Raw genomic sequence first — 23,567 nt, 5'->3', positions numbered from 1 at the left:
TCACCATGGCTGCCGGCGGCAGTGACAGCGATCGCCGCCGTGCCAAGGCGGCCCTGTTCCTCGCCTGCTGTGGCCTGGTCGGCATCGCCCCCCACTGGCTGCCACCAGGCCGCAGCCTCGTGCCGGCGATCACCTTGGCCACCCTGTTGGGGGGTTACAGCCTGCGGACCGTTCTTTTGCAGGCTTTCCGCCGCAGCCGCAGCCAGACGCTCCCGCAGGATCTTTCTTCTGCGGCCTCAGTGGCGACCGCGCCGGCGTCAGCCGTCGATGTGGTGGTGGCTGCCCGCGACGAGCAGGCGGTGATTGCCCGCCTGGTGGAGCGCATCGCGGCCCTGCGCTGGCCCGAGGGCCAGCTGACTCTGTGGGTGGTGGATGACGGCAGTGACGATCGCACCCCCGAGCTGCTGGCCGAGCTCCAGGGGCGCCATCCCTTCCTGCGGGTGTTGCGCCGACCCCGGGATGCTGGCGGCGGCAAGTCCGGGGCCCTGAATCTGGTGCTCCAGCAACTGTCAGGCCGCTGGATGCTGGTGCTCGATGCGGATGCCGATCTGCAGTCCGATGTGCTTGAGCGCCTGGTGCCATGGGCCGAGGCCGGTGGCTGGGCGGCGGTGCAGTTGCGCAAGGCCGTGGCCAATGCCCAGACCAACCTGCTCACCAGCGCCCAGGCGATGGAGATGGCCTTCGACGCCATGATTCAGGAGGGGCGGCTGGCCAACGGCGGTGTGGCTGAACTGCGGGGCAATGGCCAGTTGCTCTCCCGGGAGGCGCTGCTGAAGGTCGGCGGCTTCAATGAAGACACCGTCACCGACGACCTCGACCTCAGCTTCCGCTTTCTGCTGGAGAGTCTGCCGATCGGCGTGCTCTGGGATCCCCCGGTGCAGGAGGAGGCGGTGCTGACCCTGCCGGCCCTGTGGCGCCAGCGCCAGCGCTGGGCCGAGGGCGGGTTGCAGCGCTTCTTCGACTACGGCCCTGGCCTGGTCTCCGAGCGCCTCAGTTTCAGCCAGAAGCTTGATCTCACCTGCTTCTTCCTGCTTCAGTACGTGTTGCCGGTGGTGGCCAGTGCCGACCTGATCGGCACGGTGCTGACCCGCACGGCCCCCACCATGTGGCCGTTCTCGATCGTGGCCCTGGCCCTCTCTGGCCTGGCGATCGCCACGGGTTGCCGGCGGCCATCGGAGGGGCCGGCCCTGCCGGCGATGAACCTCTTCAGCGCGGGACTGGGCATTCTCTACCTGGTCCACTGGTTCGTGGTGATTCCCTGGGTGACGTTGAAGATGGCCCTGCTGCCCAAGAAGCTGGTCTGGGTCAAGACGCTTCACCTGGGCCAGGAGCCTGGCGATCCGCTGCCCGCGGCCGATCCGCTCAAGGGGGCGGTGGATTCCGATCCGGAGCTCGCCTCGGAAGCCAGCCATGTCTGAGGGCGGAGCCCCCCGCCTGCCGGGCAGGTCGCCATGAGCAGCGGTCCGCTGCGCGACGCTCCGGAGGTGGACGCAGCTGCTTTGACACCGGCGCCGCTGGTGTCCGTCATCATTCCCAATTACAACTCAATCCGCTACATCCAGGAGACCATCGCCTCGGTCTATGCGCAGGCGCATCGGCCGCTGGAGGTGATCGTCGTTGATGACGGTTCGACAGACGGTTCGTGGGAACTCCTGGAGCGGCTTCAGTCCACCGCGTATCCGGATCTGGTTGTTCTTTGCCATCCAGGTCGTGAAAACCGCGGTGAGACCATCGCCAGAGCCTTGGCGATGAGCAGGGCGTCAGGTGAGTTCATTGCTGTCCTCGATTCCGACGACCTGTTTCGACCCGGAAAGCTGGATCTTCAGCTGCAGGCCCTTGGCCAGCACCCTGACGTTGTCCTCTGCCACACGGCGGTAGAGGTGGTGGGGGACACGAGCCGGTCCAGCTATTTCCAGTCCCACTTCAACAACAATCCGCGGCGTCCCTATCACTTCTCCCACCTCTCCGAATATCTGATTAGGAACAGGATCTGCAACTCCTCGGTTCTCGTCAGGGCGGAGGCCCTGCGGTCGATTTCGTGGGCGACGAACACCGTGCTGGGTTTCGGTGATTGGTTGTGCTGGGCTCTGCTGGCCCAGCGGGGGCGCTTTCTTTATCTTGAGCAGCCCCTGACTGGCTACCGCGTCCATCCCGATTCCAAGACCACCGCCTTCGCCAGGCACAAGCTGCGTCGCCTGTTCGCCCTGCTGGAATTCAAGTTGGCCCTGTTGGCCAGAGTGGCGCAGCCCGTGCTTGCGGCCAGGGTGTTTCTGTCTCTCTGCGAAACGATTCGGCTGATGGTGGTCGAGTATCTCTGGGATCCGGCCGGGCATATCTATGGCAATCCGCCGATCACCATCAACCCTGTCGTCCGTTTTCTGCTGCTGATCGGTAAGGTCGCTCGCTGGGCCGGCAGCGTCCCACGCCGTTTTCGGGGTGGCTGGACACCGCCCTGAGGTGGTGAGGCGGTTCGATCTCAGAGCAGTTCGGCATCGCCGTTGATGCCGCTGATCACCTCACCGTTGAAGAATTCGGCCAGGCGACTCGCCTGGGCATCGATCGCTGCCGGCATGGCCGCCGCGGCCGCCCTGGCTTCGTCGGGTCGTTCCCCAGCCGCCGGGGGGGGGGGGTGGCGATCGGCCACGGGGGGGCTGGTGATGGAGGTCCCTGGCGCAGGGAGGGCTGTGGCGGCAGGGGCTGGCCTGGCCGGCGGGCTGACCGGGACCGGGGGCGCCTGGGCGCCGGGGGCGTCTCCCCCCGCTTCCAGCGTCAGCTGTCGCGGGCTTCCAAGCGCGCTGGCCACGGCTTTCTCCAGCAGGGGCAGACGGCTCTGAACCATGGCCATCCAGGTGCCGGCCACCCGCACCACGGCGCGGCGATCGTCCAGCCGCAGGAGCTGGGCCTGCTGGGAGAGCAGCATCCTGGTGGAGGGCAGTTCCAGGCCGGCCAGAATCTGTTGCCACAGCTCCACCAGGTTGTCGTTGGAGGGCGCCGCCACCACCGGGGCCACGTCTGGGGTCGTGCCAGGGGCTGCCGTCGAGGCCATCGCCGAGGCGGCCGGTGGCTCCGCCTCCGCCGGCCCGGGCGCCACGCTGTGGACTGAGCGCTGGACCTCGGCTCTGGCCGGAACCGGGTCTGTCGGAGAGGGGGCGACGGGGGCCGGTTCGGCGAGAAGGCCCAGCAGCAACACCTCCAGCCAGAGCCGCGGTTGGACGCTGTGGCGCAGCTGCTGCTCGCTGCCCTTGAGCTGGGACTGCCAGCGCAGTAGGCGGGCCTTGCCGATCTGGCGTGCCACGTCGGGCAGCTGCGGCCGCAGCTCCGGGGACACGCTGGTGAGCTCCAGCCGGTCCGGTGCCACCCCCGCCAGCAGCAGGTCGCGCAGCAGGCTGACCAGTCCCTGGAGCACGGCAGCCGGTTCCCGCCCCCGGTCCAGCAGTTCGCGGCAGCCCTCCACCAGCTGCAGGGGATCGGCCGCGGCCATGGCGTCGGCCAGCCGCAGCAGCTCCTGGTCCGGTACCGCCCCCAGCAGGTCCCACACCGCGTCAGCGGCGATCGGCGCTGGCAGCAGGCTCAGCTGGTCGAGCAGGCTTTCAGCATCCCGCAGGCCCCCCTGGGACCGCTGGGCCACCAGGTGCAGGGCCTCGGGGGTGATGCCGATGGACTCTTCGGCGGCGATCCAGTGCAGATGGCCCTCCAGGGCCTTCAGGGGGATGCGACGGAAATCGAAGCGCTGGCAGCGGCTCAGGATCGTGGGCAGCACCCGTTGGGGATCCGTGGTGGCGAGCACGAACACCACCCGCGGTGGCGGTTCCTCCAGGGTCTTGAGCAGGGCGTTGAAGGCCGCGGTGGAAAGCATGTGGCACTCGTCCACCACGTAGACCTTCCAGCGGGCCTGCACCGGAGCGAAGCGGGAGCGTTCGATCAGTTCGCGGATGTTGTCGACGCCGGTGTTGGAGGCGGCATCGATCTCGATCACATCAAGGGCATTCCCGGCGGCGATATCGGTGCACAGCTGGCAGCGTCCGCAGGGCTCCGGCGTCGGGCCCGGGCTGGCCAGGCAGTTGAGCGAACGGGCCAGGATCCGGGCGCTGGAGGTCTTGCCGGTGCCCCGCGGGCCGCTGAACAGATAGGCCGGGGCGATGCGGTTCTGGAGCAGGGCCTGGCTGAGGGTGTCGGCGACAGCCTTCTGACCCACCAGCTGGTCGAAACGCTGGGGCCGGTACTTGTGATGAAGGGGCTCGTAGGCCTGGACCATGCACCCTGCCCTGACCGGATGAGGAGCCTAAGGCGGGCCGCCGTCGGCCGCATCAGCGGTAGGTGGCGTGGATGTGCTCCTGGATCGGCGGATGGCGGTCGTACTGATGCAGGATCGCCGGGACCCGGCCATCCACCTCGACGAGCCCGTCGGCATTCACGCGCAGATGCTCAGCTTCCGCCTGGGCGACGGTGGCCAGAAACCCATTCCAGGGCACCGTCTGGAAGGGAAAGTGGTCCAGCAGCAGCATCTTGATGTGAAAGGCCTGGTCCCAGACCGGCAGGGTGTCCAGGCACTTGTCCTGCATCACCCGAAGGGTTTCCTGGCAGAAGGCCTCGAGATAGTCCTGCATGGGGGCCAGCGTTCCGAGCGAAACCCCGGAGCAGACGGAGACCTTTTCGGCGAGCCTGGTGTAGATGTCGTCTCCGTAGGCCGCCTTGATCCAGATGGCATTGGAAGGGCAGTCCTTGACCTTGAGGATCTCGTCGCCCGTGTACCGTCCGGAGGTGACGTGTTCAAAGGGATCGGACTGAAAGATCACATCCCGCACGTCAGCCAGCAGAACCGAGCCGATGTCTTCATTGACACTGGCGGCCAGCAGATCGCGAGCGGCGAAATACCGGCGGATGCACACATGGACATTGATGAGGCTGAGACCAAGCAGCGACGGCCTCTGGCGGCGAATGATCGGCTTCAACCCCAGTTTGCTCTTGAGCAGCAACATCGTGATGTGCTTGTATGTCTTCAGGAGCTTGCGGGCCTGGCGGAAAGACGTGACCTCGTCGGCCTGTCGGGATGGTGTCCGTTCAGGAATCAGGAAAAATCTCAGGTTGCTATACCGTTCGCTGAGTCCCCCATAGCGGCCCACATCCGCCGATGTGGTGATCATCACCACATCGGCGTACCCGCAGGCGCGGTGAGCTGACTCGAGAAAAGGGAGAAGCTGCTTTGGGTGATAGTTGAAGGAAGAGGTGATGATGAGATTCTTCACGCATCCTTGAGGATGAACGTCCCTTCACCCTACATCAGGTCTCTGATTCATGCTTGATCTTCAGTGCTGCCCGAAGTAGCTGGCCCCTGCCCGATGCTGGAAAGAGGCGTCAGGATCCAGGCATGGAATGGACGTAAGTGCGCATTCAAGGATGTAGGGTGAACGGCAAGTTTGGCAGAGAACACAACACCCCGTGGCGATCATCTCCCGTAGCAAGCGGTTCATTTTTATCTCCAACGGCAAAACGGGAACGACCTCCATCGAAGATCAGTTCGGTCCATTCGCCGATCTCCTTGGTCTCAACGGTGGTCTGACGGGCCTCTGGGCCAACAAGCACATCCCGCCGGCCATCCTCCGTTCGCTCCTGCCCAGGGAGATCTGGGACTCCTGCTTCAAGTTCGTCTTTGTGCGCCATCCCCTGGATTGGTTCACGTCCCAGTACACCTACAACCTGACCCCTCGGGCCCGCCTTCCCCAGGCGGCTGGGCGTCCCAGGCGGCTCCGCAGGTTGCTCCACAGGCTTGAGCAGGGGCGGGCCGTGGCGACGGCTCCGCGGCTGCAGGCGGTGCTGGGTTCCGGAGCGCCCGCGGCCAGGCGGCGGTACACGGTGGAGGACGTGAACCATCTCCATGAGTATCTGCGCCGGTATCGGGGCCTGGCGATGGCCCCGACCCTGCTGCAGACCTCCTATGTCTGCGATGCGGATGGGAAGGTGATCGTCGATTTCATCGGCCGGTTCGAGACCCTCGAGGCCGATTGCCACAGCGTCAGCTCCCGCCTCGGCCTGGCGATCACCCTGCCCCATATGAACCGGACCGATCACCTCCCGCCCAGCCAAGCTTTCGAACCGGAGGCCGAAGCGCGGATCAGGGAGCTCTGGGCCGTGGATTTCGCGACGCTTGGTTACGACTGATCCGCGTCCTGTTCGGTGGCGCCCGGCTCCAGCAGGCGCTGCAGCCTGTCTTCCATTTCCTCCACCGCGGCCAGCTGGTCGGCCAGGCTCTGCCCGGCGAGGCGCAGTTGCTCAAAGCCCTCGCCACCCGTCGTGATCGCCCCGTGGCCGTCGCCCCAGCGCCGTTCGGCCCGGGTCAGCTCCTCCTCCAGGCGTGCCTGCAGCCACTGCCGCACCCCGTCGAGCTGCTCCAGGCTGCGCCTGGCCAGGTCCCGGCCCCGGGCCAGCTGCTCGGGATCCAGCCCGGTGGCCAGGGTCTCCGCCAGGGACTGGCCCTGGCGCAGCAGCACCCGTGCCCCGGTCAGCACGGCGGCGGGCACGAACTGGCCCAGGGCGAGGGCGCCGAGGCTGCCCGTGTGCAGCCAGTCCTCCACCTGGGCGCTGCGGTGCCGGCCGGTCTTGCACCAGTGGGCGAAATGCTCACAGTTGTTGAACAGCAGGTTGTAGCGCTGCTCGCCGATGCGGCCCATGGCCCGCCGCAGGGTGACGCCCACCGCGGAACAACTCCCCTCGGGGTAGGCGACGGTGCTGATCGGCTCGCCCCGGCTGAAGTCCGTCCGCGGGCTGCGCAGGATCTCCCTTCCCTCCAGATAGTGGGCCACCGTGCCGTCCCCCAGGTCGATGCCATGGTGCAGAAACAGGCCGTGCTGGCGGGGAGCCTGCAGGTGATCGGCGGCAGCCAAGGCGAGGCAACGCGGAAGGGTTCAGCTTCGCGCCGCCGCGGTGCTGGATCGGCAGGCCTCCCGGTACGGATGGCCGCTCCGTGGCCCCGCAGCCGGTGGCGCCCTCAGGCCGTGGCCTGTTCGCCCCGGTGGCCGTCAAGGTCGGCGGCGGCACTGATCGGCAGCACCTTCGCTTTGCTGCGCTGCTCCACCAGCTCCCGGGTGATGGTGAAGGTCTGCACATCCCGCCGGGAGGGCAGGTCGTACATGACATCAAGCATCAGTTCTTCGACGATGCCGCGCAGCGCCCGGGCACCGGTCTTGCGGCGATGGGCCTCGGCGGCGATGGCCTCGACGGCCCCGGGTTCGAACTCCAGCCGCACGTTGTCCATGCTGAGCAGGGTCTGGAACTGCTTGACCAGGGCGTCCCTCGGTTCGGTGAGGATCGCCTCCAGGGCACTGGTGTCGAGGGGTTCGAGCACCGCGCTCACCGGCAGCCGGCCGATGAACTCGGGAATCAGGCCGTAACGCACCAGATCCTCCGGTTCGAGGTGGCGCATCACTTCGCTGGACTGCTTGTCCTTGCCGGATCGCACCCGGGTGCGGCCATCGGCGGGCAGGAAACCGATGGCGTTGCGGCCCATCCGTTTCTGGACCAGGTCGTCCAGACCCACGAAGGCGCCACCGCAGATGAACAGCACCTGGCTGGTGTCGATCTGGATGCAGTCCTGGTAGGGGTGCTTGCGGCCCCCCTGGGGGGGCACGTTGGCGACGGTGCCTTCCAGCATCTTGAGCAGGGCCTGCTGCACCCCCTCACCGGACACGTCGCGGGTGATCGAGGGGTTTTCGCTCTTGCGGGCGATCTTGTCGATCTCGTCGATGTAGATGATGCCCCGCTGGGCCTGGTCGACATCGAGGTCGGCCTTCTGGAGCAGGCGCAGCAGGATGTTCTCCACGTCCTCGCCCACGTAGCCGGCTTCGGTGAGGGTGGTGGCATCGGCCACCGCGAAGGGCACGTCGAGCATCTCCGCCAGGGACTGGGCCAGGAGGGTCTTGCCGCAGCCCGTGGGTCCGATCAGCAGGATGTTGGACTTGTGCAGGCGGGTGGCGGTCTGGTCGGTCTCGCCCTTGCCGTCCCCCTGCCAGGCCAGGCGTTTGTAGTGGTTGTAGACGGCGACGGCCAGCACTTTCTTGGCCTCCTCCTGGCCCACGACCTGCTGGTCGAGGAAGGCCTTGATCTCCTGGGGCCTGGGGATGGTGGCCAGGGTGGGGGCGGGTTTGGGTGCCTTCTTGGCCGGAGCCTTGCGGCCCCCATCCACGGCGGGCCTGCCCTGGGGCCCCGGGCCGTGGTGTTCGACGAGTTCCTCATCGAGGATCTCGTTGCAGAGATCGATGCACTCGTCGCAGATGTAGACGCCCGGTCCGGCGATCAACTTGCGCACCTGTTCCTGGGACTTGCCGCAGAAGGAGCACTTCAGATGGGCGTCGAACTTGGCCATCGGCGAGGAGGCGGCGGGAGCGGCGTTGGTCGCCCGGGGGAGGGGGTTTGGAGAGGCCCGGCCCCCAGGATCGACCCCAGCCGTCGTTTTGTCAGTCGTTCCTGAGGTTCGGACCGGCGGTGGAAGGGCGGTGGAGGGGCGACGTCCTAGGGGACGACAGGGGCTGGGGCGTCATCGACCACCCGGTCGATAAGTCCGTATTCAACCGCTTCCGCCGGTGAAAGGAAGTAGTCCCTGTCCGTATCTTCAGCGATCTTGTCGAGCGGCTGGCCGGTGTGCTCGGCCATCAGCCCATTGAGGGTGTCCTTGAGGAACAGGATTTCCCGGGCCTGGATCTCGATGTCGACGGCCTGTCCCTGGGCGCCCCCGAGGGGCTGGTGGATCATGATCCGGGCATTGGGCAGGGCCATCCGCTTGCCGTGGGCACCGCCGGTGAGCAGGAAGGCCCCCATGCTGGCGGCAAGGCCGTAACAGATGGTCACCACATCCGGGGCCACCTGCTGCATGGTGTCGTAGATGGCCAGGCCCGAGGTCACCGAACCGCCCGGGGAGTTGATGTAGATCTGAATGTCCTTCTCGGGGTCCTCGGCTTCGAGGAACAGCAGCTGGGCCACCAGGGAATCAGCCACCTGGTCGTCGATGCCGGTTCCGAGAAAGATGATGCGCTCCCTCAGCAGGCGGGAATAGATGTCGAAAGCCCGGTCGCCGCGGCCCGATTGCTCGACCACCGTGGGCAACACCCCCGGTGCGGCGGAGGGGCCCCCATCGGCCAGGCCGTTCCAGGGCCGCGGCCCGTGCCAGAGGTTGCTGACGGGGTGGGGCCGCGTTCCCGTGGGGCCCGCCAGGGCGGCGGGCAGCCAGTCGGGGATCAGGGGCGAGGGGGCGTCGATCACGCGGATTCGCTGGCGGACGGGGGGAGTGGCCTCAATCTATGGCTGGGCACCGTCCCCCTGGGCCTTGCCGCCCCCGGCGCCGGCGGCTCCCTTCTTCGTTTTGGTCGCTGCCTTCGGCGCTTTCGGCTGCGCGTCTGCGGTGGTTTCGGTGGCGGCGTCGCCGGCGTCTGTGACCTCCTCAGCCACCGGTGCCTTGTCGGTGATCGTGCTGTTGGCCTCCAGCCACTCCAGCAGCTTCTCCTTCAGCAGGTCCTCGGCCACCGCCAGCCGCAGCCGCTCCTGGTCGATGGCGGCACTGTCGCTGAGGCCCTGGCGGATCTCGGCCAGCTTCGCCTCCAGGTCGGCGGCAGCCACCTCGATCGTCTCGGCCGCGGCCAGGGCCTTGAGCGCCAGGCTGCGCCGCAGGCGCTGCTCGGCCTCGGGCCGGGACGTGTCCATGAGGCTGCGCACCAGATCGGGGGTGAACAGCTTCTTGACGTCCATGCCCTGCTGGGAGATCTGACCGGCGGTCTGTTCGATCAGGTTGCGCACCTCCTGCTGGATGAGGGTCTCGGGCAGCTCCACCTCCAGCTCCTCCACCAGCACCGACAGCAGGGCTTCGTGGCGGTTGGCCCGATGGCGGCGTTCGGCATCCTCCCGCAGGCGCTGCTCCAGGTCGGCGCGGAGCTCGGCGAGGGTCGGCTTGTCGCTGGCCTGCTGGGCAAAGGCATCGTCGAGGGCGGGAAGCTCCCGGGTCTTGAGCTCCAGCAGCGTGATGGCAAAGCGGGCCTCCCGGCCGGCGGCCTGCTCCTGGGGGTAGCTGTCAGGGAAGCGGCAGGTCACGTCGCGGCTGTCGCCGACGGCCATGCCGATGATGCCGGCCACGAAGCCGGGGATCATGCGGCCCTCCTCCAGCTCCACTTCCATCCCCTCGCTGCTGCCGCCCTCGATGGCCTCGCCGCTGTCGACGAAGCTGCCGCTGAAGGCGATCTGGGCCACATCACCCTCGGCGGCCGCCCGGTCCTCCACCGGCACCAGGGTGGCCAGCTGGCGGCGCGACTGCTCGATCAGCTCGTCGACCCGGGCGGGGTCGAAGGCCACCGGCTCGGCTTCGGCCGTGAAGCCCTTCGTGCTGCGCAGGGTGGGGATCGGCTCGACGTCCATCTCCAGGGTGATGGTGAGCTCCTCGCCCGGGGTGAAGCGCTGCAGGACCAGCTCGAAGGCCTCGTTGAGTTCGGGCCGGCCGATGGCCTCGATGGCCTCCTGCTGCATCGCTTCCCGCACGACCGCATCGACCAGGTCCTCCAGGGCGGTGGCGCGGATCCGCAGGGGTCCGATCTGCTGCAGCAGCACCGGTCGGGGCACCCGTCCCTTGCGGAAGCCGGGCAGCTTGACGCTGCGGCTCAGCTTCTCCAGAGCGGCGTCGTAGCTCTTCTGGCTGCGCCCCGCAGGCACGGCGACCTCCACGGCCAGGCGGCTTCCAGGACGCGGGGAGGTGGTGACCCGGAGGTTGGCTTCGGTGCTGGCGGCAGGACTCATGAAACGGGTTCGCTCGGGTCAGCCCCCCATCCTAGAAACTGGCCGTTTCGGGCCCCAGCCACGTATTGTGCGGTCGACGCAACGGCGCGCCCATATCCCCAACTGAACACTCCTTTCCGGCCCCTGGTCGGTGGTTTTGTTTCAGGGTCCCGTTTCCGCAGTCCCCTTTCCGACCCCTCCCGCCACCTGTTCCTTTCCCCCCGTTGACCGTCTCAGCGACCCTGTCCTCCCCTCCGCGCCAGCTGCCCTCCCGGCCCCTGCGCATCGCCATCCTCGGCGCCACGGGAGCCGTGGGCCAGGAACTTCTGGCCCTGCTGGAGGAACGCGGTTTCCCCGTGGCGGAGCTGGTGCCGCTGGCCTCCCCCCGCTCCGCCGGCCAGGATCTCCCCTGGCGGGGTGAGCGGATCCGGGTACAGCCGGTGGGTCCTGGGGCCTTCGACGGTGTCGATCTGGTGCTGGCGTCCGCCGGCGGCTCCGTCTCCAGGCAGTGGGCCCCGGTGGCGGTGGCGGCCGGAGCGGTGGTGATCGACAACTCCAGTGCCTTTCGCATGGATCCGGCCGTGCCCCTGGTGGTGCCGGAGGTGAATCCCCAGGCGGCCTTCGCCCACGGAGGGATCATCGCCAACCCCAACTGCACCACGATCCTGCTGACGCTGGCCCTGGCTCCCCTGGCGGCCAGGCGCCCCATCCGACGGGTGGTGATCAGCACCTACCAGTCGGCCAGCGGGGCCGGCGCCCGGGCCATGGAGGAACTGCGCCAGCTGAGCCGCACCGTGCTGGATGGCGGCGAGCCGGTGAGCGACGTGCTGCCCCATTCGCTGGCCTTCAACCTCTTCCTGCACAACTCGCCCCTGGAGCCCAGCGGCTACTGCGAGGAGGAGCTCAAGATGCTCCACGAAACCCGAAAGATCATGGGGTTGCCGCAGCTGCGCCTGACGGCCACCTGCGTGCGGGTGCCCGTTCTGCGGGCCCATTCCGAAGCCGTCAACATCGAATTCGAGGAGCCCTTTCCCGTCGACGAGGCCCGCGCCCTGCTGGCGGCCGCCCCCGGGGTCGAGCTGATCGAGAACTTCGAGACCAACCGCTTCCCCATGCCCACCGATGTCACCGGCCGCGATGCGGTGGCCGTGGGCCGCATCCGCCAGGACCTGAGCGATCCCCGGGCCCTGGAGCTCTGGCTCTGCGGTGACCAGATCCGCAAGGGTGCCGCCCTCAATGCCATCCAGATCGCCGAACTCCTGCGCGAACCCACCGCGGTGTCTCCGGCGCCGGGAGGTGCCGCTTGAGCACGGCCACCCTGCGGGCGCCGAGCACGGCCCCTTCCCCCGAGGCCCCCTTCGGTCGGCTGCTGACCGCCATGGTGACCCCCTTCCAGCCCGACGGTGCCGTCGATCTGGAGCTGGCGGCACGGCTGGCGGACCATCTGGTCAGCCAGGGATCCGATGGGCTGGTGCTGTGTGGCACCACCGGCGAGTCCCCCACCCTCACCTGGCAGGAGCAGCACGAGCTCTTCGCCGCCGTGAAGGGGACGGTGGGCACGCGTGCCACCCTGCTGGCGGGCAGCGGCAGCAACTGCACCGCCGAAGCGGTGGAAGCCACCGGCGAGGCGGCCGCCCTCGGGGCCGATGGCGCCCTGGTGGTGGTGCCCTACTACAACAAACCACCCCAGGAGGGGCTGGAAGCCCATTTCCGGGCCGTGGCCCAGGCCGCGCCGGATCTGCCGCTGATGCTCTACAACATCCCGGGCCGCACGGGCTGCAGCCTGGCGCCGGACACCACCGCCCGCCTGCTGGATCAGGCCAACGTGGTGGGTTTCAAGGCCGCCAGCGGCACCACCGAAGAGGTCAGCCGGCTGCGGGAGCTCTGCGGTGACCGCCTGGCGATCTACAGCGGCGATGACGCCCTCACCCTGCCGATGCTGGCGGTGGGCGCGGTGGGTGTGGTGAGCGTGGCCAGCCATCTGGTGGGCCCCAGGATCCGGGCCATGCTCCTGGCCCACCTGAGCGGCGACGTCACTGCCGCCCTCGACGCGCACCAGCAGCTGCTGCCCCTGTGCCGGGCCCTGTTCTGCACCACCAATCCCATCCCCGTCAAAGCCGCCCTGGAGATCAGCGGCTGGCCGGTGGGTGCCCCCCGACTTCCCCTCCTTTCCGCCGATACCGACGTGCGCCAACGCCTTTCCTCGATCCTGGCCGCCCTGCGTCCCACCTGACGCCAAGGCTGATTTCCAGAGTCACATCCGCTTCCGTCTCCCTTTCCTTCCCACCGTCAACCCTTCCGTTTCCTACATGTCCAGTCAGAACGTCAATCCCATCGTCCGCTCCGGCAACGGCGCCAAAGCCAAGCACCAGGGCCTGCGCGTCATTCCCCTGGGCGGCCTGCACGAAATCGGCAAGAACACCTGCGTCTTTGAATACGGCGATGAGCTGATGCTCGTCGATGCCGGCCTCGCGTTTCCCAGCGATGGCATGCACGGCGTCAACGTGGTGATGCCGGACACCAGCTACCTGCGCGAGAACCAGAAGCGCATCCGCGGCATGGTGGTCACCCATGGCCACGAAGATCACATTGGCGGCATTCCCCACCACCTCAAGAACTTCAACATCCCGATCATCTATGGCCCCCGTCTGGCCATGTCGATGCTGCAGGGGAAGATGGAGGAGGCTGGTGTCACCGACCGCACCACGATCCAGACGGTCGGTCCCCGGGATGTGGTGCATGTCGGCCAGCACTTCAAGGTGGAGTTCATCCGTAACACCCACTCGATGGCCGACAGCTTCACGCTGGCCATCACCACGCCCGTCGGCGTGATCATCTTCACCGGCGATTTCAAGTTCGACCACACCCCCGTGGACGGGGAGGCGTTCGACATCCAGCGCCTCGCCCACTACGGCGAGCAGGGGGTGCTGTGCCTGTTCAGCGATTCCACCAACGCCGAGATCCCCGGGTTCACTCCGCCGGAGCGGTCCGTGTTCCCGAATCTGGATCGCCACATCAGCCAGGCGGACGGCCGGGTGATCATCACCACCTTCGCCAGCTCGATTCATCGGGTGTCGATGATTCTCGAACTGGCGATGAAGAACGGGCGCAAGGTGGGTCTGCTGGGCCGCTCCATGCTCAACGTGATCGCCAAGGCCCGGGAGCTCGGCTACATGCGCGCCCCCGATGATCTGTTCGTTCCCATCAAGCAGATCCGCGACCTGCCCGACCGCGAAACCCTGCTGCTCATGACTGGCAGCCAGGGCGAACCGCTGGCGGCCCTCAGCCGCATCTCGCGCGGCGAACATCCCCAGGTGCAGGTGAAATCCACTGACACGATCATCTTCTCGGCCAGCCCGATCCCCGGCAACACCATCTCGGTGGTGAACACCATCGACCGGCTGATGATGATGGGCGCCAAGGTCGTCTACGGCAAGGGCGAGGGCATCCACGTCTCCGGCCACGGCTGCCAGGAGGATCACAAGCTCATGCTGGCGCTGGCCAAGCCGAAGTTCTTCGTGCCCGTGCACGGCGAGCACCGCATGCTCGTCTGCCACTCCAAGACGGCCCAGTCGATGGGGGTTCCGGCCGATCACATTCTGATCATCGACAACGGCGACGTGGTCGAACTCACCCCCGACACCATCAACAAGGGTGAGCCGGTGAAGGCCGGCATCGAGCTGCTGGATGCTTCCCGCAACGGCATCGTCGATGCCCGGGTGCTCAAGGAGCGCCAGCAGCTCGCCGAGGATGGCGTCATCACCCTGCTGGCGGTGATCACCACCGACGGCGTGATGGCGGCACCGCCGCGGGTGAACCTGCGCGGTGTGGTCACCGCCGCCGATGCCCGCAAGCTGTCGGTCTGGGCGGAGCGCGAGATCACCTGGGTGCTGGAGAACCGCTGGAACCAGCTGGCCCGCAACACCGGTGGCAAGGCTCCGGATGTGGATTGGGTGGGTGTGCAGCGGGAGGTGGAGGTGGGCCTGCAGCGCCGGCTGCGCCGCGAGCTGCAGGTGGATCCCCTGATCATCTGCCTGGTCCAGCCGGCCCCGGCCGGCACTCCGGCCTACAAGGGCCGGGCCGATGCCGAACCCGACACCCGGCCGGCGCCCCGCGGCGGCCGCCGGGATGGCGGCGGCGGTGGTCGCCAGGCGGCGCCGGCCGTGCCCCAGCGCCAGCTGGTGACGGCCGCCTCCGCGGCGCCGGCGACCACCATGGCCGCTCCGGCCCCGGCCGCTGCGGCCGTCACCAAGGCCCCCGCGGAGGAGCCGGAACCCACCGGCCGCATCCGCCGCCGTCGCTCCGCCGCCTCCGCGGGCTGATCGCCCCGATGCCTTCCGCCGGGGCCCTTCCAGAGCCCCGGCGGAAGGTCTTCCAGGACCTCAGCTGATTCTGACCAGCATCAGGCCGCTGAGCAGGTCCGCGTCCGCGGTGTCCTCCGACTCCCTGGCGGGGGCCGGTTCCTTCCAGGAGAGTTCCACCTCCTCGGCCAGGGACGGGTCGGCCTGGTGCAGTTCGATCAGTTCGGGCTCCTCCACCACGTCTGGAATCAACGACGGTTCACTCCAGGGGGCGGCTGGTGTGACGGCAGGCGTGGCCGCCGGGGTCTGCTCCGTGGGCAACACCTCCAGAAGCCCTGCGGTGGCGGAAGCCGCCGCCGTCGTCGGGCCCCCTGGCTGGGTCAGCCAGGGGGCCGCAGGGCCGCTGCTTGCCGGGGCGGGGGCCCCGGAGGCGGGCGTGACGGCCTCGCTGAGGCTGACCGCCGCGGCCGACGCGGCGGGCGCTTCTTCGATCGCGCACTGCTTCAGCCCCTGGGCAGCGATCTTGGTGAGGGCGGCTTCAGTGCTCTGCTCCGCCACGGCCCCGTAGTACACGGAGGCGGCGGTCTTGTCGGTGTAGCCGTAGAGGTGGGTATGACCCAGCAGCAGCTGCAGCCGCATCTGCAGCCCGACGACCTGGGTGTTGTCCGATGACTGCAGCTGCTGCAGCAGCTCCTCCCCGTCCTGCAACACGGAGGCCCATTGCTCCTTGGAGTAGGCCTGCTCGATCACCGCGTAGCGCTGGGCGGCTTCGTTGGCGGTGGTCTCAGCCATGGAGCACGTCAGGAGTTCGGACCCACAGTGTGCTGCGATCCCAGTGCAGTTGCCATCCTCCGGCCAGATCCAGGCGGCCAGGATCCCCCCCGCGGCCCAACCGGCTCACCAGGGTTTCGAGGTTCTTCGCACCCGGGGGGCTGCCCAGGTGGCGCTGCAGCCAGTGCTGCAGCAAACGCCGCTGGCTGGCCGGGGCCAGGTTGAGCAGCCGACCGCGCTGCAGCCGACCGGGAGTCCCCTCGGCCTCCAGGGCCCCCAGGGCCAGCTCCAGCAGCTCCGTTTCCGCTTCAAACTGCTGCTCCAGCCGCTCCGCCTGGGCACTGATCCGCCGGCTGGCTCCCGGGTGGAGCGCCTCCAGCACCGGCATCACCTCGGCGCGCAGTCGGTTGCGGGCGATGCGCAGGTCGGCGTTGCTGCTGTCCTCCCAGACCGGCAGGTTTCGTTCCCGGCAGAGGCGGCCGGTGTCGGCGCGATCAAACACCAGCAGGGGGCGGGCCAGCCGCAGGGCGCCGGCTTCCGGGCCCAGGGGGCGGCTGGCCCGCAGGCTGGAGAGGCCCTGCAGGTGGCTGCCCCGGGCCAGGTTGAGCAGCACCGTTTCGGCCCGGTCGCTGGCGGTGTGGCCCGTGACCACGTGGGTGCATTGCCAGCGGAGCGCCGCCTCGGCCAGGCGGCCGTAGCGCCAGTCCCGGGCCTCGGCTTCGCTGAGCGGGACAGGCTCGGCCCGATCAAGCTGCAGGGCCAGTCCCTCACTCCGGGCCCAGGCGAGCAGTTCCTCGGCCTGGCCGGCGGCGTCGGGGCGCCAGCCGTGATCGCCATGCCACAGCTGCAGCCGCCAGCCATGTAGAGGCTGGAGGTCGAGCAGCAGGGTGACGAGGGCCATCGAATCCTGCCCACCGGACACAGCCAGCAGCAGGGACCCCCCCGCCGGCAGCAGGTCGGGGTGCCGCAGCAGGTGGCGGTGCAGGCGCGTCTGGTCGCTGCCCCAGGGCCGCCGCGGCTGACTTGGGTCGGGTGGGAGAATCACGTCACGCTTCCGTCCGCCCGCCGATGACCCGCCTCTCCAGCCTGCCCACCGCCCTGCAGCAGGCGATCCGCCAGGGGCGCACGCTGAAGGTCATCGCCGGACTGGATAACTTCGACGCGGCCCGGGTGCGGCAGGTGGTCAGGGCCGCGGCCGCCGGTGGCGCCGACCTGGTGGATCTGGCCTGTGAGCCCGCCCTGGTGCGTCTGGCCCATGGGCTGGCACCGCAGCTGCCGATCTGCGTCTCGGCGGTGGATCCGGCCCTGTTCCCTCCAGCCGTGGAGGCGGGCGCGGCCATGGTGGAGATCGGTAACTACGACAGCTTCTATCCCCAGGGGCGCGTCTTCGGTGCCGACGAGGTGCTGGCGCTCACCCACCGCACCCGTGAGCTCCTGCCGGAGACGGTGCTGTCGGTCACCGTGCCGCACACCCTGCCCCTCGCTGCCCAGGAACGGCTGGCGGTGGAGCTGGTGGCCGCGGGCGCCGATCTGATTCAGACCGAGGGCGGAACCAGCTCCCGTCCCCTCAGTGCCGGCGCCCTGGGACTGATCGAAAAGGCCGCCCCGACCCTGGCGGCCGCCCATGCCATCAGCCGGGCGGTGCCGGTGCCGGTGCTGTGCGCCTCCGGACTTTCGGCCGTCACGGTGCCGATGGCCCTGGCCGCCGGTGCCGCCGGTGTCGGCGTGGGCTCCGCCGTCAACCGCCTCGACGATGAACTCGCCATGGTGGCGGTGGTGCGTGCCCTGCGGGAAGCGATGCAAGCGGCGGCTGTGGTTCACGGTGAACGGGCTCAGTAAACTGATCGGGCTGCTGTATTTCCTCCCATGGGCTCGCTTGCCTGGCTCCTGCAATGGCCGATCCGGGCCCTCATCCTGCTCCTGGTGGCGCGGTTGCCCCTCGGGGTGGAGATGGCGAGCTTCCCGGTCGCCCTCCTGTCGGCCGTCGTCATCGGTCTGCTGGGCACGCTGCTGATCTGGCCGCTGAAGCTGATTCTCGGGCCGATCTGGGCTGTCACCTCCCTGGGGGGCATCATCAGCCCGGTGTCGTTCCTGTTCAACTGGCTGATCACGGTCATCCTGTTCGGCCTGGCCGCCTGGTTGATCAAGGGCTTCCAGCTCAAGAACGGTCTGGTCAGCGCCATCCTCGGCGCGCTGGCCTACAGCGTGCTGAGCAGCCTGGTGCTGGGTTGGCTGGGGCTGGATGTGCCGCTCACCCGCGCGATGGCGGCCACCACCGGCCTGGGTTGATCGGTTTTCCCCGCCGAGCCGTTCCCCGGGGGTGAACGCCAGAATGGCCCGATGCCATTCCAGCTTCACGCCCCCTACGTCCCCAAGGGTGACCAGCCCACCGCCATCGAAGCGATGGTGAAGGGCGTGGATGGAGGCGAACGCTTCCAGACCCTGCTGGGGGCCACCGGCACCGGCAAGACCTTTTCGATCGCCAACGTGATCGCCCGCACGGGGCGTCCCACCCTGGTGCTGGCCCACAACAAGACGCTGGCGGCCCAGCTCTGCAACGAGCTGCGGGAATTCTTCCCCAACAATGCCGTCGAATACTTCATCTCCTATTACGACTACTACCAGCCCGAGGCTTACGTTCCCGTCTCGGACACCTACATCGCCAAGACCGCCTCGATCAACGAGGAGATCGACATGCTGCGGCACTCGGCCACCCGCTCCCTGTTCGAGCGGCGCGATGTGATCGTGGTGGCCTCGATCAGCTGCATCTACGGCCTAGGCATCCCTTCGGAATACCTCAAGGCCGCCGTGAAGTTTCAGGTGGGCGACAAGCTCGATCTGCGCGGCTCGCTCCGGGATCTGGTCAACAACCAGTACTCCCGCAACGACATCGAGATCAGCCGCGGTCGCTTCCGGGTGCGGGGCGATGTGCTGGAGATCGGACCCGCTTACGAAGACCGGCTGGTGCGGATCGAGCTGTTCGGCGATGAGGTGGAGGCGATCCGCTACGTGGATCCCACCACCGGTGAAATCCTCCAGAGCCTGGAGACCATCAACATCTACCCGGCCAAGCACTTCGTGACGCCCAAGGAGCGGCTGCAGGGGGCGATCCAGGCGATCCGGGCCGAGCTGCGCGAACGCCTGGAGGTGCTCAACGGCCAGGGTCGGCTGCTGGAGGCCCAGCGCCTGGAGCAGCGCACCACCTACGACCTGGAGATGCTGGAGCAGGTGGGCTACTGCAACGGGGTGGAGAACTACGCCCGGCACCTGGCGGGCCGGGAGGCCGGCACGCCGCCCGAGTGTCTGATCGATTACTTCCCCGACGACTGGCTGCTGGTGGTGGATGAGAGCCATGTCACCTGCTCCCAGCTGCAGGCCATGTACAACGGCGACCAGAGCCGCAAGCAGGTGCTGATCGAGCACGGCTTCCGCCTGCCCAGCGCCGCCGACAACCGGCCCCTCAAGGGGGAGGAGTTCTGGGAAAAGGCTCGGCAGACCATCTTCGTTTCGGCCACCCCGGGCGCCTGGGAGCTGGCCCAGAGCCAGGGGCAGGTGGTGGAGCAGGTGATCCGCCCCACCGGCGTTCTCGACCCGATCGTGGAGGTGCGCCCCTCCGAGGGCCAGATCGATGATCTGCTCGGTGAGATCCGGGTGCGGGCCGATCGCCAGGAGCGGGTGCTGGTCACCACCCTCACCAAGCGGATGGCGGAGGACCTCACCGATTACCTGGCCGAGAACGGGGTGCGGGTGCGCTACCTGCACTCGGAGATCCATTCGATCGAACGGATCGAGATCATCCAGGATCTGCGCAACGGCGCCTACGACGTGCTTGTGGGGGTCAACCTGCTGCGGGAGGGCCTCGATCTGCCCGAGGTGTCCCTGGTGGCCATCCTCGACGCCGACAAGGAGGGCTTCCTGCGGGCGGAACGCTCCCTCATTCAGACGATCGGCCGGGCGGCGCGCCACATCGACGGGGTGGCCCTGCTCTATGCCGACAACCTCACCGACTCGATGGCCAAGGCGATCTCCGAGACGGAGCGGCGCCGGGTGATTCAGCACGCCTACAACGAGCGCCACGGCATCACGCCCACCCCCGCCGGAAAGCGGGCGGGCAACTCCATCCTCACCTTCCTCGAGCTCTCACGCCGTCTCAGTGACGACCAGCTGGAGGAGGCGGCCGACCAGGCCGAGCACAACGCGGTGTCCCTCGATGCGTTGCCCGAGCTGATCAGGCAGCTGGAGGACAAGATGAAGGTGGCGGCGAAGAGCCTGGAATTCGAGGAGGCCGCCAACCTGCGCGATCGCATCAAGAACCTGCGCCAGAAGCTGGTGGGCCGGCCGGCGGCCTAAAGGGCGCGCCGATCCAGGGCTTCGGCCAGGCGGTTGGCGGCGGCGGCCAGTTCGGCCTGGGGATCGGGGCCGGCATCGGCGGCCATGATCTCCTCCTTGCGTTTCATCGCTTCGATCGCCCGCACGATCAGGAACACCACGAAGGCGATCACCAGGAAGTTGATCAGGGCCACGATCACCGCCCCGGCGGGCCAGGCGCTGATCGAATCGACCTGCGCCGCCTTCAGGGCCGGCTCCAGCAGGCTCGTCATCACCAGGCTGACGATCGCATCGACCACCTTGCCGAAGGCACCGCCGATCACCACGGCCACCGCCAGATCGACCACGTTGCCCTTGTTGATGAAATCCTTGAAGTCGCTCAGAAAGGAGCTGGCGGCGCGCCGGGCCATGGACATCGTTCGTGCAGGATGTCCTTTACTACCCCATGGCCGGAGGGTCTAACGCAGTCCCAAGGGTTCCAGCCGGAGCAGCTGGCCATCGCCGGCTCCGTCCGTGAGCACATACAGGAATCCGTCCGGGCCCTGGCGCACGTCCCTCACCCTGGCGCCGACGGAAATCTCCTCCTGTGGTGTCACCGAGCCCTTCGGATTGGGGCGCAGCCGATGCACCTGCTGCGACACCAGTCCGCCGGCGAAGAGATCGCCGTGCCAGCCCGGATAGCGATCGCCGTCGTAGAGCGCCAGGCCGGAGGGCGCGATGGCGGGCGTCCAGACCAGCGCCGGATCCCGCAGGCCCGGAGCACTGCTGGCCGGCGCGATGGCGGGGCCGAAGTATTCGCGGCTGTGGGTCACCGTCGGCCAGCCGTAGTTCACCCCGGCCTCGATCCGGTTGAGTTCGTCGCCACCCCTGGCGCCGTGTTCGCTGGCCCAGACCCGGCCATTGCGGCGATCGATGGCCAGGCCCTGGATGTTGCGGTGCCCGAGGCTCCAGAGTCCCGGCAGGGTGTTGGGCCTGCCGGCGAAGGGGGTGCCCCTGGCGGGGCTGCCGTCGTCGTTGAGGCGCACCACCTTGCCCAGGGCGCTGCCGGGGTTCTGGGCCTGGAGGCGGATCAGGGCCCCCTCCAGCTGGACCGGAGGATTGCCCCCATCACCGATGGCCAGCAGCAGGGTGCGATCGGGCAGCCAGAGCAGGCGGGAGCCGAAGTGCTGGCTGTCTGCCTTCCGTTGCGGCACGGCGAACAGCACCTGCAGGTCGGTGAGGGCGTGGCCGTCGAAGCGGGCCCGGGCCAGCCGGGTGTGGTTGGCCGCGGCGCTGCCGGCCGCATAGGTGAGATAGATCCAGCGGTTGGTGGCGAAGTCGGGATGCACGGCCACATCCAGCAGGCCCCCCTGGCCGGCGGCCAGCACCTCCGGTACGCCCCGGATCGGCTCCGGTTGCAGCACACCGCCCCGCACCAGGCGCAGCCGGCCCGGCCGCTCCGTGATCAGCAGGTCGCCGTCCGGCAGCCAGGCCACGGCCCAGGGGTGCTCCAGGCCGCTCACCACCGGCACGCTGCGCACCGCGGCGGAGACGGCCGCAGGCTGGCAGCCCCCCACGAGGGCGGGCACCAGCAGGACCGCCGCCAGCCCGTTCAGGATCGGTGAACGGCGACGGGCCATGGCGTGGGGGAGATCTCCAGCAGCACCAGGTCGCGCAGGTCGTGGAGCAGGGCCAGTTCGGTGCTGCTCAGCTGGCGCGGCCGGGTGTCGATCAGACACAGGGTGCCCAGGCAGGTGCCGTCGTCGAGGATCAGGGGCGAGCCGGCGTAGAAGCGGATGCGCGGCTCCCCCAGCACCAGCGGGTTATCCGCGAAGCGGTCATCGAGCCAGGTGTCCGCCACCAGCAGATCCGACCTCTGCGCGATCGCATGGGCGCAGAAGGCCAGATCGCGGGAGGTCTGGCCGGTGGCCAGGCCGTGGCAAGACTTGAACCACTGCCGCTCCGCATCGATCAGGCTGATCAGGGCGATGGGCACGTCGAAGGCAGCGGCGGCGATCCGGGTGAGGCGGTCGAAGCGTTCCTCCCGCTCCGTGTCCAGCAGGCCCAGCTCGCCCAGGCGGCGCAGGCGCCGCTCCTCATCCCCCGGCGGCCGGGCCCGCTGCCAGCGGCAGGGGGTGCGCAGGCTCCAGGCCCGAAGCCTGGCGCGCAGGAAGCGTTCGGAGATGGGCCGCACCAGCCACTCGCTGACCAGGGGGTCGTCCAGCCGGGCCAGGCTCTCTTCGGCGGCCAGCATCAGCACAGGTGTCTCGGCCCTGCTGTTGCCCAGGGACTCCCGCAGGCGGCGGGTCAGACCGGGCCCGTCCGGATGGGTCACCGGTTCCAGCAGCAGCACCGAGGCCCCCTGCTGCTCAAGGGCTTCGAGCAGCTGCGATTCATCGCCAGCCACGCGGAAAGGCAGGCCCTCCAGGCGCAGGGCGGTGGTGAGGGCCGCCTCCAGGTCCCCGTCCGCCACCCACACCAGGGCCGGAGGGCCACTGGGCGTCTCCGCCTGGCTTCCGCCTCCGCCAGCCTTCGTTTCGACGCCGGGGCCTTCGCTGGGGGAGGTGCGCAGCACCAGCCCCTCCGAGGCCGCCATCACCTCCAGGGGGGAGCCCCGGTCGGCCAGATCGGCGTGCACCCGGGCCAGGATCAGGTCGATCGCCGCATCGTTGCGCAGGGGGTCGTGGTGGGTGAGCACCAGCCGGGCCACCCCGGCCTCCTCACAGAGGCGCACGGCGTACTCCACCGAGCTGTGGCCCCAGCCGAGCTTGGCCGGAAACTCCAGGGCCGTGTACTGGGCGTCGTGGATCACCAGGTCGGCCCCCTCGATGAACTCCGCGTAGTGCAGGTCGGGGCCGGACACCGGGCCACGGCCGCTGGCCAGCTCGGCGGCGTGGGGTTCGTGGTCGCAGCAGTAGACGACCGTGGCCCCATCGGCCTGGAGCCGGTAGGCCAGGGTGAGGGCGGGATGGTTGAGGTGGTGGGTCGTCACCGTCACGTCGCCGACGCGGAAGGTGCCGACGCCCAGATCGTGGTACCGGATCGTGGCCGCGAACTGGTCGAGGGTGACCGGGAAGTAGGCGTGCTGCATCTGGCCGGAAAGCACGCTGCGCAGGCTGCCCGAGAGGCCGCTGGGTCCGTAGACGTCCCAGGCGTGGCCAGGGGCGAAGAAGGGGGCGAAGAAGGGAAAGCCCTGGATATGGTCCCAGTGGGTGTGGCTGATCAGAAGGGACCCCTCCATGCCGTCGGGGCGCTCCTGCATCAGGGCCTGGCCCAGGCCGTGGGCGCCGGTGCCGCAGTCGATCACCAGCAGGGTGCCGGTGTCGGAGCGGACCTCCACACAGGACGTGTTGCCGCCGAAGCGGAAGGTGTCGGGGCCGGGTTTGGCGATCGAACCCCGGGTTCCCCAGAACCGGACCAGCATGCCGTCACCCTGTC

General features: G+C 68.6%; 20 protein-coding genes. 9 read left to right on the top strand and 11 right to left on the bottom strand.

Translation table 11 applies throughout. The features are described from left to right. Positions 1-5 precede the first annotated feature (5 nt). Positions 6-1,418: a glycosyltransferase family 2 protein gene (locus KBY95_RS09145; RefSeq protein WP_254964698.1), complete on the top strand. Its 1,413-nt coding sequence runs from the start codon at positions 6-8 to the stop codon at positions 1,416-1,418. A gap of 33 nt (positions 1,419-1,451) precedes the next feature. After that, entirely contained in the window at positions 1,452-2,456 is a 1,005-nt protein-coding gene (locus KBY95_RS09140) for a glycosyltransferase family 2 protein (protein WP_254964670.1), read from the top strand. A 20-nt stretch (positions 2,457-2,476) separates the two neighbouring features. Here KBY95_RS09140 and KBY95_RS09135 read toward each other — a convergent pair whose 3' ends face one another. Both KBY95_RS09135 and KBY95_RS09130 read right to left on the bottom strand, forming a co-directional pair. Then, on the bottom strand, positions 2,477-4,255 hold the full coding sequence (locus KBY95_RS09135) for a DNA polymerase III subunit gamma/tau (RefSeq protein WP_254964669.1): 1,779 nt from the start codon (positions 4,253-4,255) through the stop codon (positions 2,477-2,479). A gap of 52 nt (positions 4,256-4,307) precedes the next feature. Beyond that, the gene (locus tag KBY95_RS09130) at positions 4,308-5,147 is read right to left on the bottom strand and encodes a hypothetical protein (RefSeq protein ID WP_254964667.1); all 840 of its coding nucleotides are present in this window, start codon (positions 5,145-5,147) and stop codon (positions 4,308-4,310) included. Between the two features lie 292 nt (positions 5,148-5,439). On the opposite strand from KBY95_RS09130, the gene KBY95_RS09125 reads away from it, so the two are divergent. Next, complete coding sequence (locus KBY95_RS09125; protein ID WP_254964666.1) at positions 5,440-6,159, top strand: sulfotransferase family 2 domain-containing protein; 720 nt, start codon at positions 5,440-5,442, stop codon at positions 6,157-6,159. Here KBY95_RS09125 and KBY95_RS09120 read toward each other — a convergent pair. The 4 genes from KBY95_RS09120 to tig all read right to left on the bottom strand — a co-directional run bounded on the left by KBY95_RS09120 (position 6,150) and on the right by tig (position 10,770). Next, a complete protein-coding gene (locus tag KBY95_RS09120; RefSeq protein WP_254964665.1) occupies positions 6,150-6,881 on the bottom strand; it encodes a lecithin retinol acyltransferase family protein in 732 nt (243 codons plus the stop codon). The two genes, KBY95_RS09125 and KBY95_RS09120, sit on opposite strands and share 10 nt — an antisense overlap. 104 nt (positions 6,882-6,985) lie before the next feature. Continuing rightward, a complete protein-coding gene (gene clpX, locus KBY95_RS09115) occupies positions 6,986-8,359 on the bottom strand; it encodes an ATP-dependent protease ATP-binding subunit ClpX (protein ID WP_254964664.1) in 1,374 nt (457 codons plus the stop codon). Positions 8,360-8,505: 146 nt separating this feature from the next. Next, on the bottom strand, positions 8,506-9,132 hold the full coding sequence (gene clpP, locus KBY95_RS09110; RefSeq protein ID WP_261353601.1) for an ATP-dependent Clp endopeptidase proteolytic subunit ClpP: 627 nt from the start codon (positions 9,130-9,132) through the stop codon (positions 8,506-8,508). Positions 9,133-9,288: 156 nt separating this feature from the next. Next, a complete protein-coding gene (gene tig, locus KBY95_RS09105) occupies positions 9,289-10,770 on the bottom strand; it encodes a trigger factor (RefSeq protein WP_254964662.1) in 1,482 nt (493 codons plus the stop codon). Between the two features lie 203 nt (positions 10,771-10,973). Between tig and KBY95_RS09100 the strand changes: the two genes are divergently transcribed. From KBY95_RS09100 to KBY95_RS09090, 3 genes are all read left to right on the top strand, one after another. Next, the gene (locus tag KBY95_RS09100) at positions 10,974-12,056 is read left to right on the top strand and encodes an aspartate-semialdehyde dehydrogenase (RefSeq protein WP_254964660.1); all 1,083 of its coding nucleotides are present in this window, start codon (positions 10,974-10,976) and stop codon (positions 12,054-12,056) included. Continuing rightward, the gene (gene dapA / locus KBY95_RS09095) at positions 12,053-12,982 is read left to right on the top strand and encodes a 4-hydroxy-tetrahydrodipicolinate synthase (protein WP_254964658.1); all 930 of its coding nucleotides are present in this window, start codon (positions 12,053-12,055) and stop codon (positions 12,980-12,982) included. The genes KBY95_RS09100 and dapA overlap by 4 nt, the downstream gene beginning before the upstream one ends. 76 nt (positions 12,983-13,058) lie before the next feature. Further along, on the top strand, positions 13,059-15,071 hold the full coding sequence (locus KBY95_RS09090; protein WP_254964657.1) for a ribonuclease J: 2,013 nt from the start codon (positions 13,059-13,061) through the stop codon (positions 15,069-15,071). A 60-nt stretch (positions 15,072-15,131) separates the two neighbouring features. On the opposite strand, the gene KBY95_RS09085 is transcribed toward KBY95_RS09090, so the two are convergent. Beyond that, positions 15,132-15,842, bottom strand: a complete 711-nt coding sequence (locus KBY95_RS09085) for a hypothetical protein (RefSeq protein WP_254964655.1) — start codon at positions 15,840-15,842, stop codon at positions 15,132-15,134. Then, positions 15,835-16,866 (bottom strand): tRNA lysidine(34) synthetase TilS, encoded by a 1,032-nt coding sequence (gene tilS / locus KBY95_RS09080; RefSeq protein ID WP_254964653.1) that lies wholly within the window; start codon positions 16,864-16,866, stop codon positions 15,835-15,837. The genes KBY95_RS09085 and tilS overlap by 8 nt, the downstream gene beginning before the upstream one ends. Before the next feature lie 23 nt (positions 16,867-16,889). Here tilS and KBY95_RS09075 point away from each other — a divergent pair, with 23 nt between their 5' ends. Genes KBY95_RS09075 through uvrB form a run of 3 tightly spaced genes read left to right on the top strand, consistent with a single transcriptional unit; the run spans position 16,890 to position 20,171 of the window. Continuing rightward, the gene (locus KBY95_RS09075) at positions 16,890-17,660 is read left to right on the top strand and encodes a DUF561 domain-containing protein (RefSeq protein ID WP_254964652.1); all 771 of its coding nucleotides are present in this window, start codon (positions 16,890-16,892) and stop codon (positions 17,658-17,660) included. Between the two features lie 27 nt (positions 17,661-17,687). Then, a complete protein-coding gene (locus KBY95_RS09070) occupies positions 17,688-18,110 on the top strand; it encodes a phage holin family protein (RefSeq protein ID WP_254964650.1) in 423 nt (140 codons plus the stop codon). Between the two features lie 51 nt (positions 18,111-18,161). Continuing rightward, positions 18,162-20,171 carry an excinuclease ABC subunit UvrB gene (uvrB, locus tag KBY95_RS09065; RefSeq protein WP_254964649.1) on the top strand — a complete coding sequence of 670 codons (2,010 nt, stop codon included), beginning with the start codon at positions 18,162-18,164 and terminating at the stop codon, positions 20,169-20,171. Here uvrB and mscL read toward each other — a convergent pair. From mscL to KBY95_RS09050, 3 genes are read right to left on the bottom strand one after another with little or no spacing between them, the layout of a single operon-like run. After that, a complete protein-coding gene (gene mscL / locus KBY95_RS09060; protein ID WP_254964647.1) occupies positions 20,168-20,560 on the bottom strand; it encodes a large conductance mechanosensitive channel protein MscL in 393 nt (130 codons plus the stop codon). The two genes, uvrB and mscL, sit on opposite strands and share 4 nt — an antisense overlap. Positions 20,561-20,608: 48 nt before the next feature. Then, complete coding sequence (locus tag KBY95_RS09055; RefSeq protein WP_254964646.1) at positions 20,609-21,769, bottom strand: PQQ-dependent sugar dehydrogenase; 1,161 nt, start codon at positions 21,767-21,769, stop codon at positions 20,609-20,611. Further along, positions 21,742-23,553, bottom strand: coding sequence for an MBL fold metallo-hydrolase (locus tag KBY95_RS09050; RefSeq protein WP_254964645.1), 1,812 nt, complete (start codon positions 23,551-23,553; stop codon positions 21,742-21,744). The genes KBY95_RS09055 and KBY95_RS09050 overlap by 28 nt, the downstream gene beginning before the upstream one ends. Positions 23,554-23,567: the final 14 nt, after the last annotated feature.

Source organism: Cyanobium sp. Aljojuca 7A6, from assembly GCF_024346455.1.
Taxonomy (GTDB): Bacteria; Cyanobacteriota; Cyanobacteriia; order PCC-6307; family Cyanobiaceae; genus Cyanobium.
Note: the sequence above shows the minus strand (reverse complement) of the source record. Positions and strands in the feature narration are given on the sequence as shown.

What these genes read in the sequence shown, in the direction of transcription:
- KBY95_RS09050 (WP_254964645.1), bottom strand. Translation starts at nt 23,553, where the DNA reads ATGCTGGTCCGGTTCTGGGGAACCCGGGGTTCGATCGCCAAACCCGGC.
- KBY95_RS09075 (WP_254964652.1), top strand. Translation starts at nt 16,890, where the DNA reads ATGACCCGCCTCTCCAGCCTGCCCACCGCCCTGCAGCAGGCGATCCGC.
- uvrB (WP_254964649.1), top strand. Translation starts at nt 18,162, where the DNA reads ATGCCATTCCAGCTTCACGCCCCCTACGTCCCCAAGGGTGACCAGCCC.
- mscL (WP_254964647.1), bottom strand. Translation starts at nt 20,560, where the DNA reads ATGGCCCGGCGCGCCGCCAGCTCCTTTCTGAGCGACTTCAAGGATTTC.
- KBY95_RS09090 (WP_254964657.1), top strand. Translation starts at nt 13,059, where the DNA reads ATGTCCAGTCAGAACGTCAATCCCATCGTCCGCTCCGGCAACGGCGCC.
- KBY95_RS09135 (WP_254964669.1), bottom strand. Translation starts at nt 4,255, where the DNA reads ATGGTCCAGGCCTACGAGCCCCTTCATCACAAGTACCGGCCCCAGCGT.
- tig (WP_254964662.1), bottom strand. Translation starts at nt 10,770, where the DNA reads ATGAGTCCTGCCGCCAGCACCGAAGCCAACCTCCGGGTCACCACCTCC.
- KBY95_RS09085 (WP_254964655.1), bottom strand. Translation starts at nt 15,842, where the DNA reads ATGGCTGAGACCACCGCCAACGAAGCCGCCCAGCGCTACGCGGTGATC.
- KBY95_RS09070 (WP_254964650.1), top strand. Translation starts at nt 17,688, where the DNA reads ATGGGCTCGCTTGCCTGGCTCCTGCAATGGCCGATCCGGGCCCTCATC.
- KBY95_RS09140 (WP_254964670.1), top strand. Translation starts at nt 1,452, where the DNA reads ATGAGCAGCGGTCCGCTGCGCGACGCTCCGGAGGTGGACGCAGCTGCT.
- clpX (WP_254964664.1), bottom strand. Translation starts at nt 8,359, where the DNA reads ATGGCCAAGTTCGACGCCCATCTGAAGTGCTCCTTCTGCGGCAAGTCC.
- KBY95_RS09145 (WP_254964698.1), top strand. Translation starts at nt 6, where the DNA reads ATGGCTGCCGGCGGCAGTGACAGCGATCGCCGCCGTGCCAAGGCGGCC.
- KBY95_RS09055 (WP_254964646.1), bottom strand. Translation starts at nt 21,769, where the DNA reads ATGGCCCGTCGCCGTTCACCGATCCTGAACGGGCTGGCGGCGGTCCTG.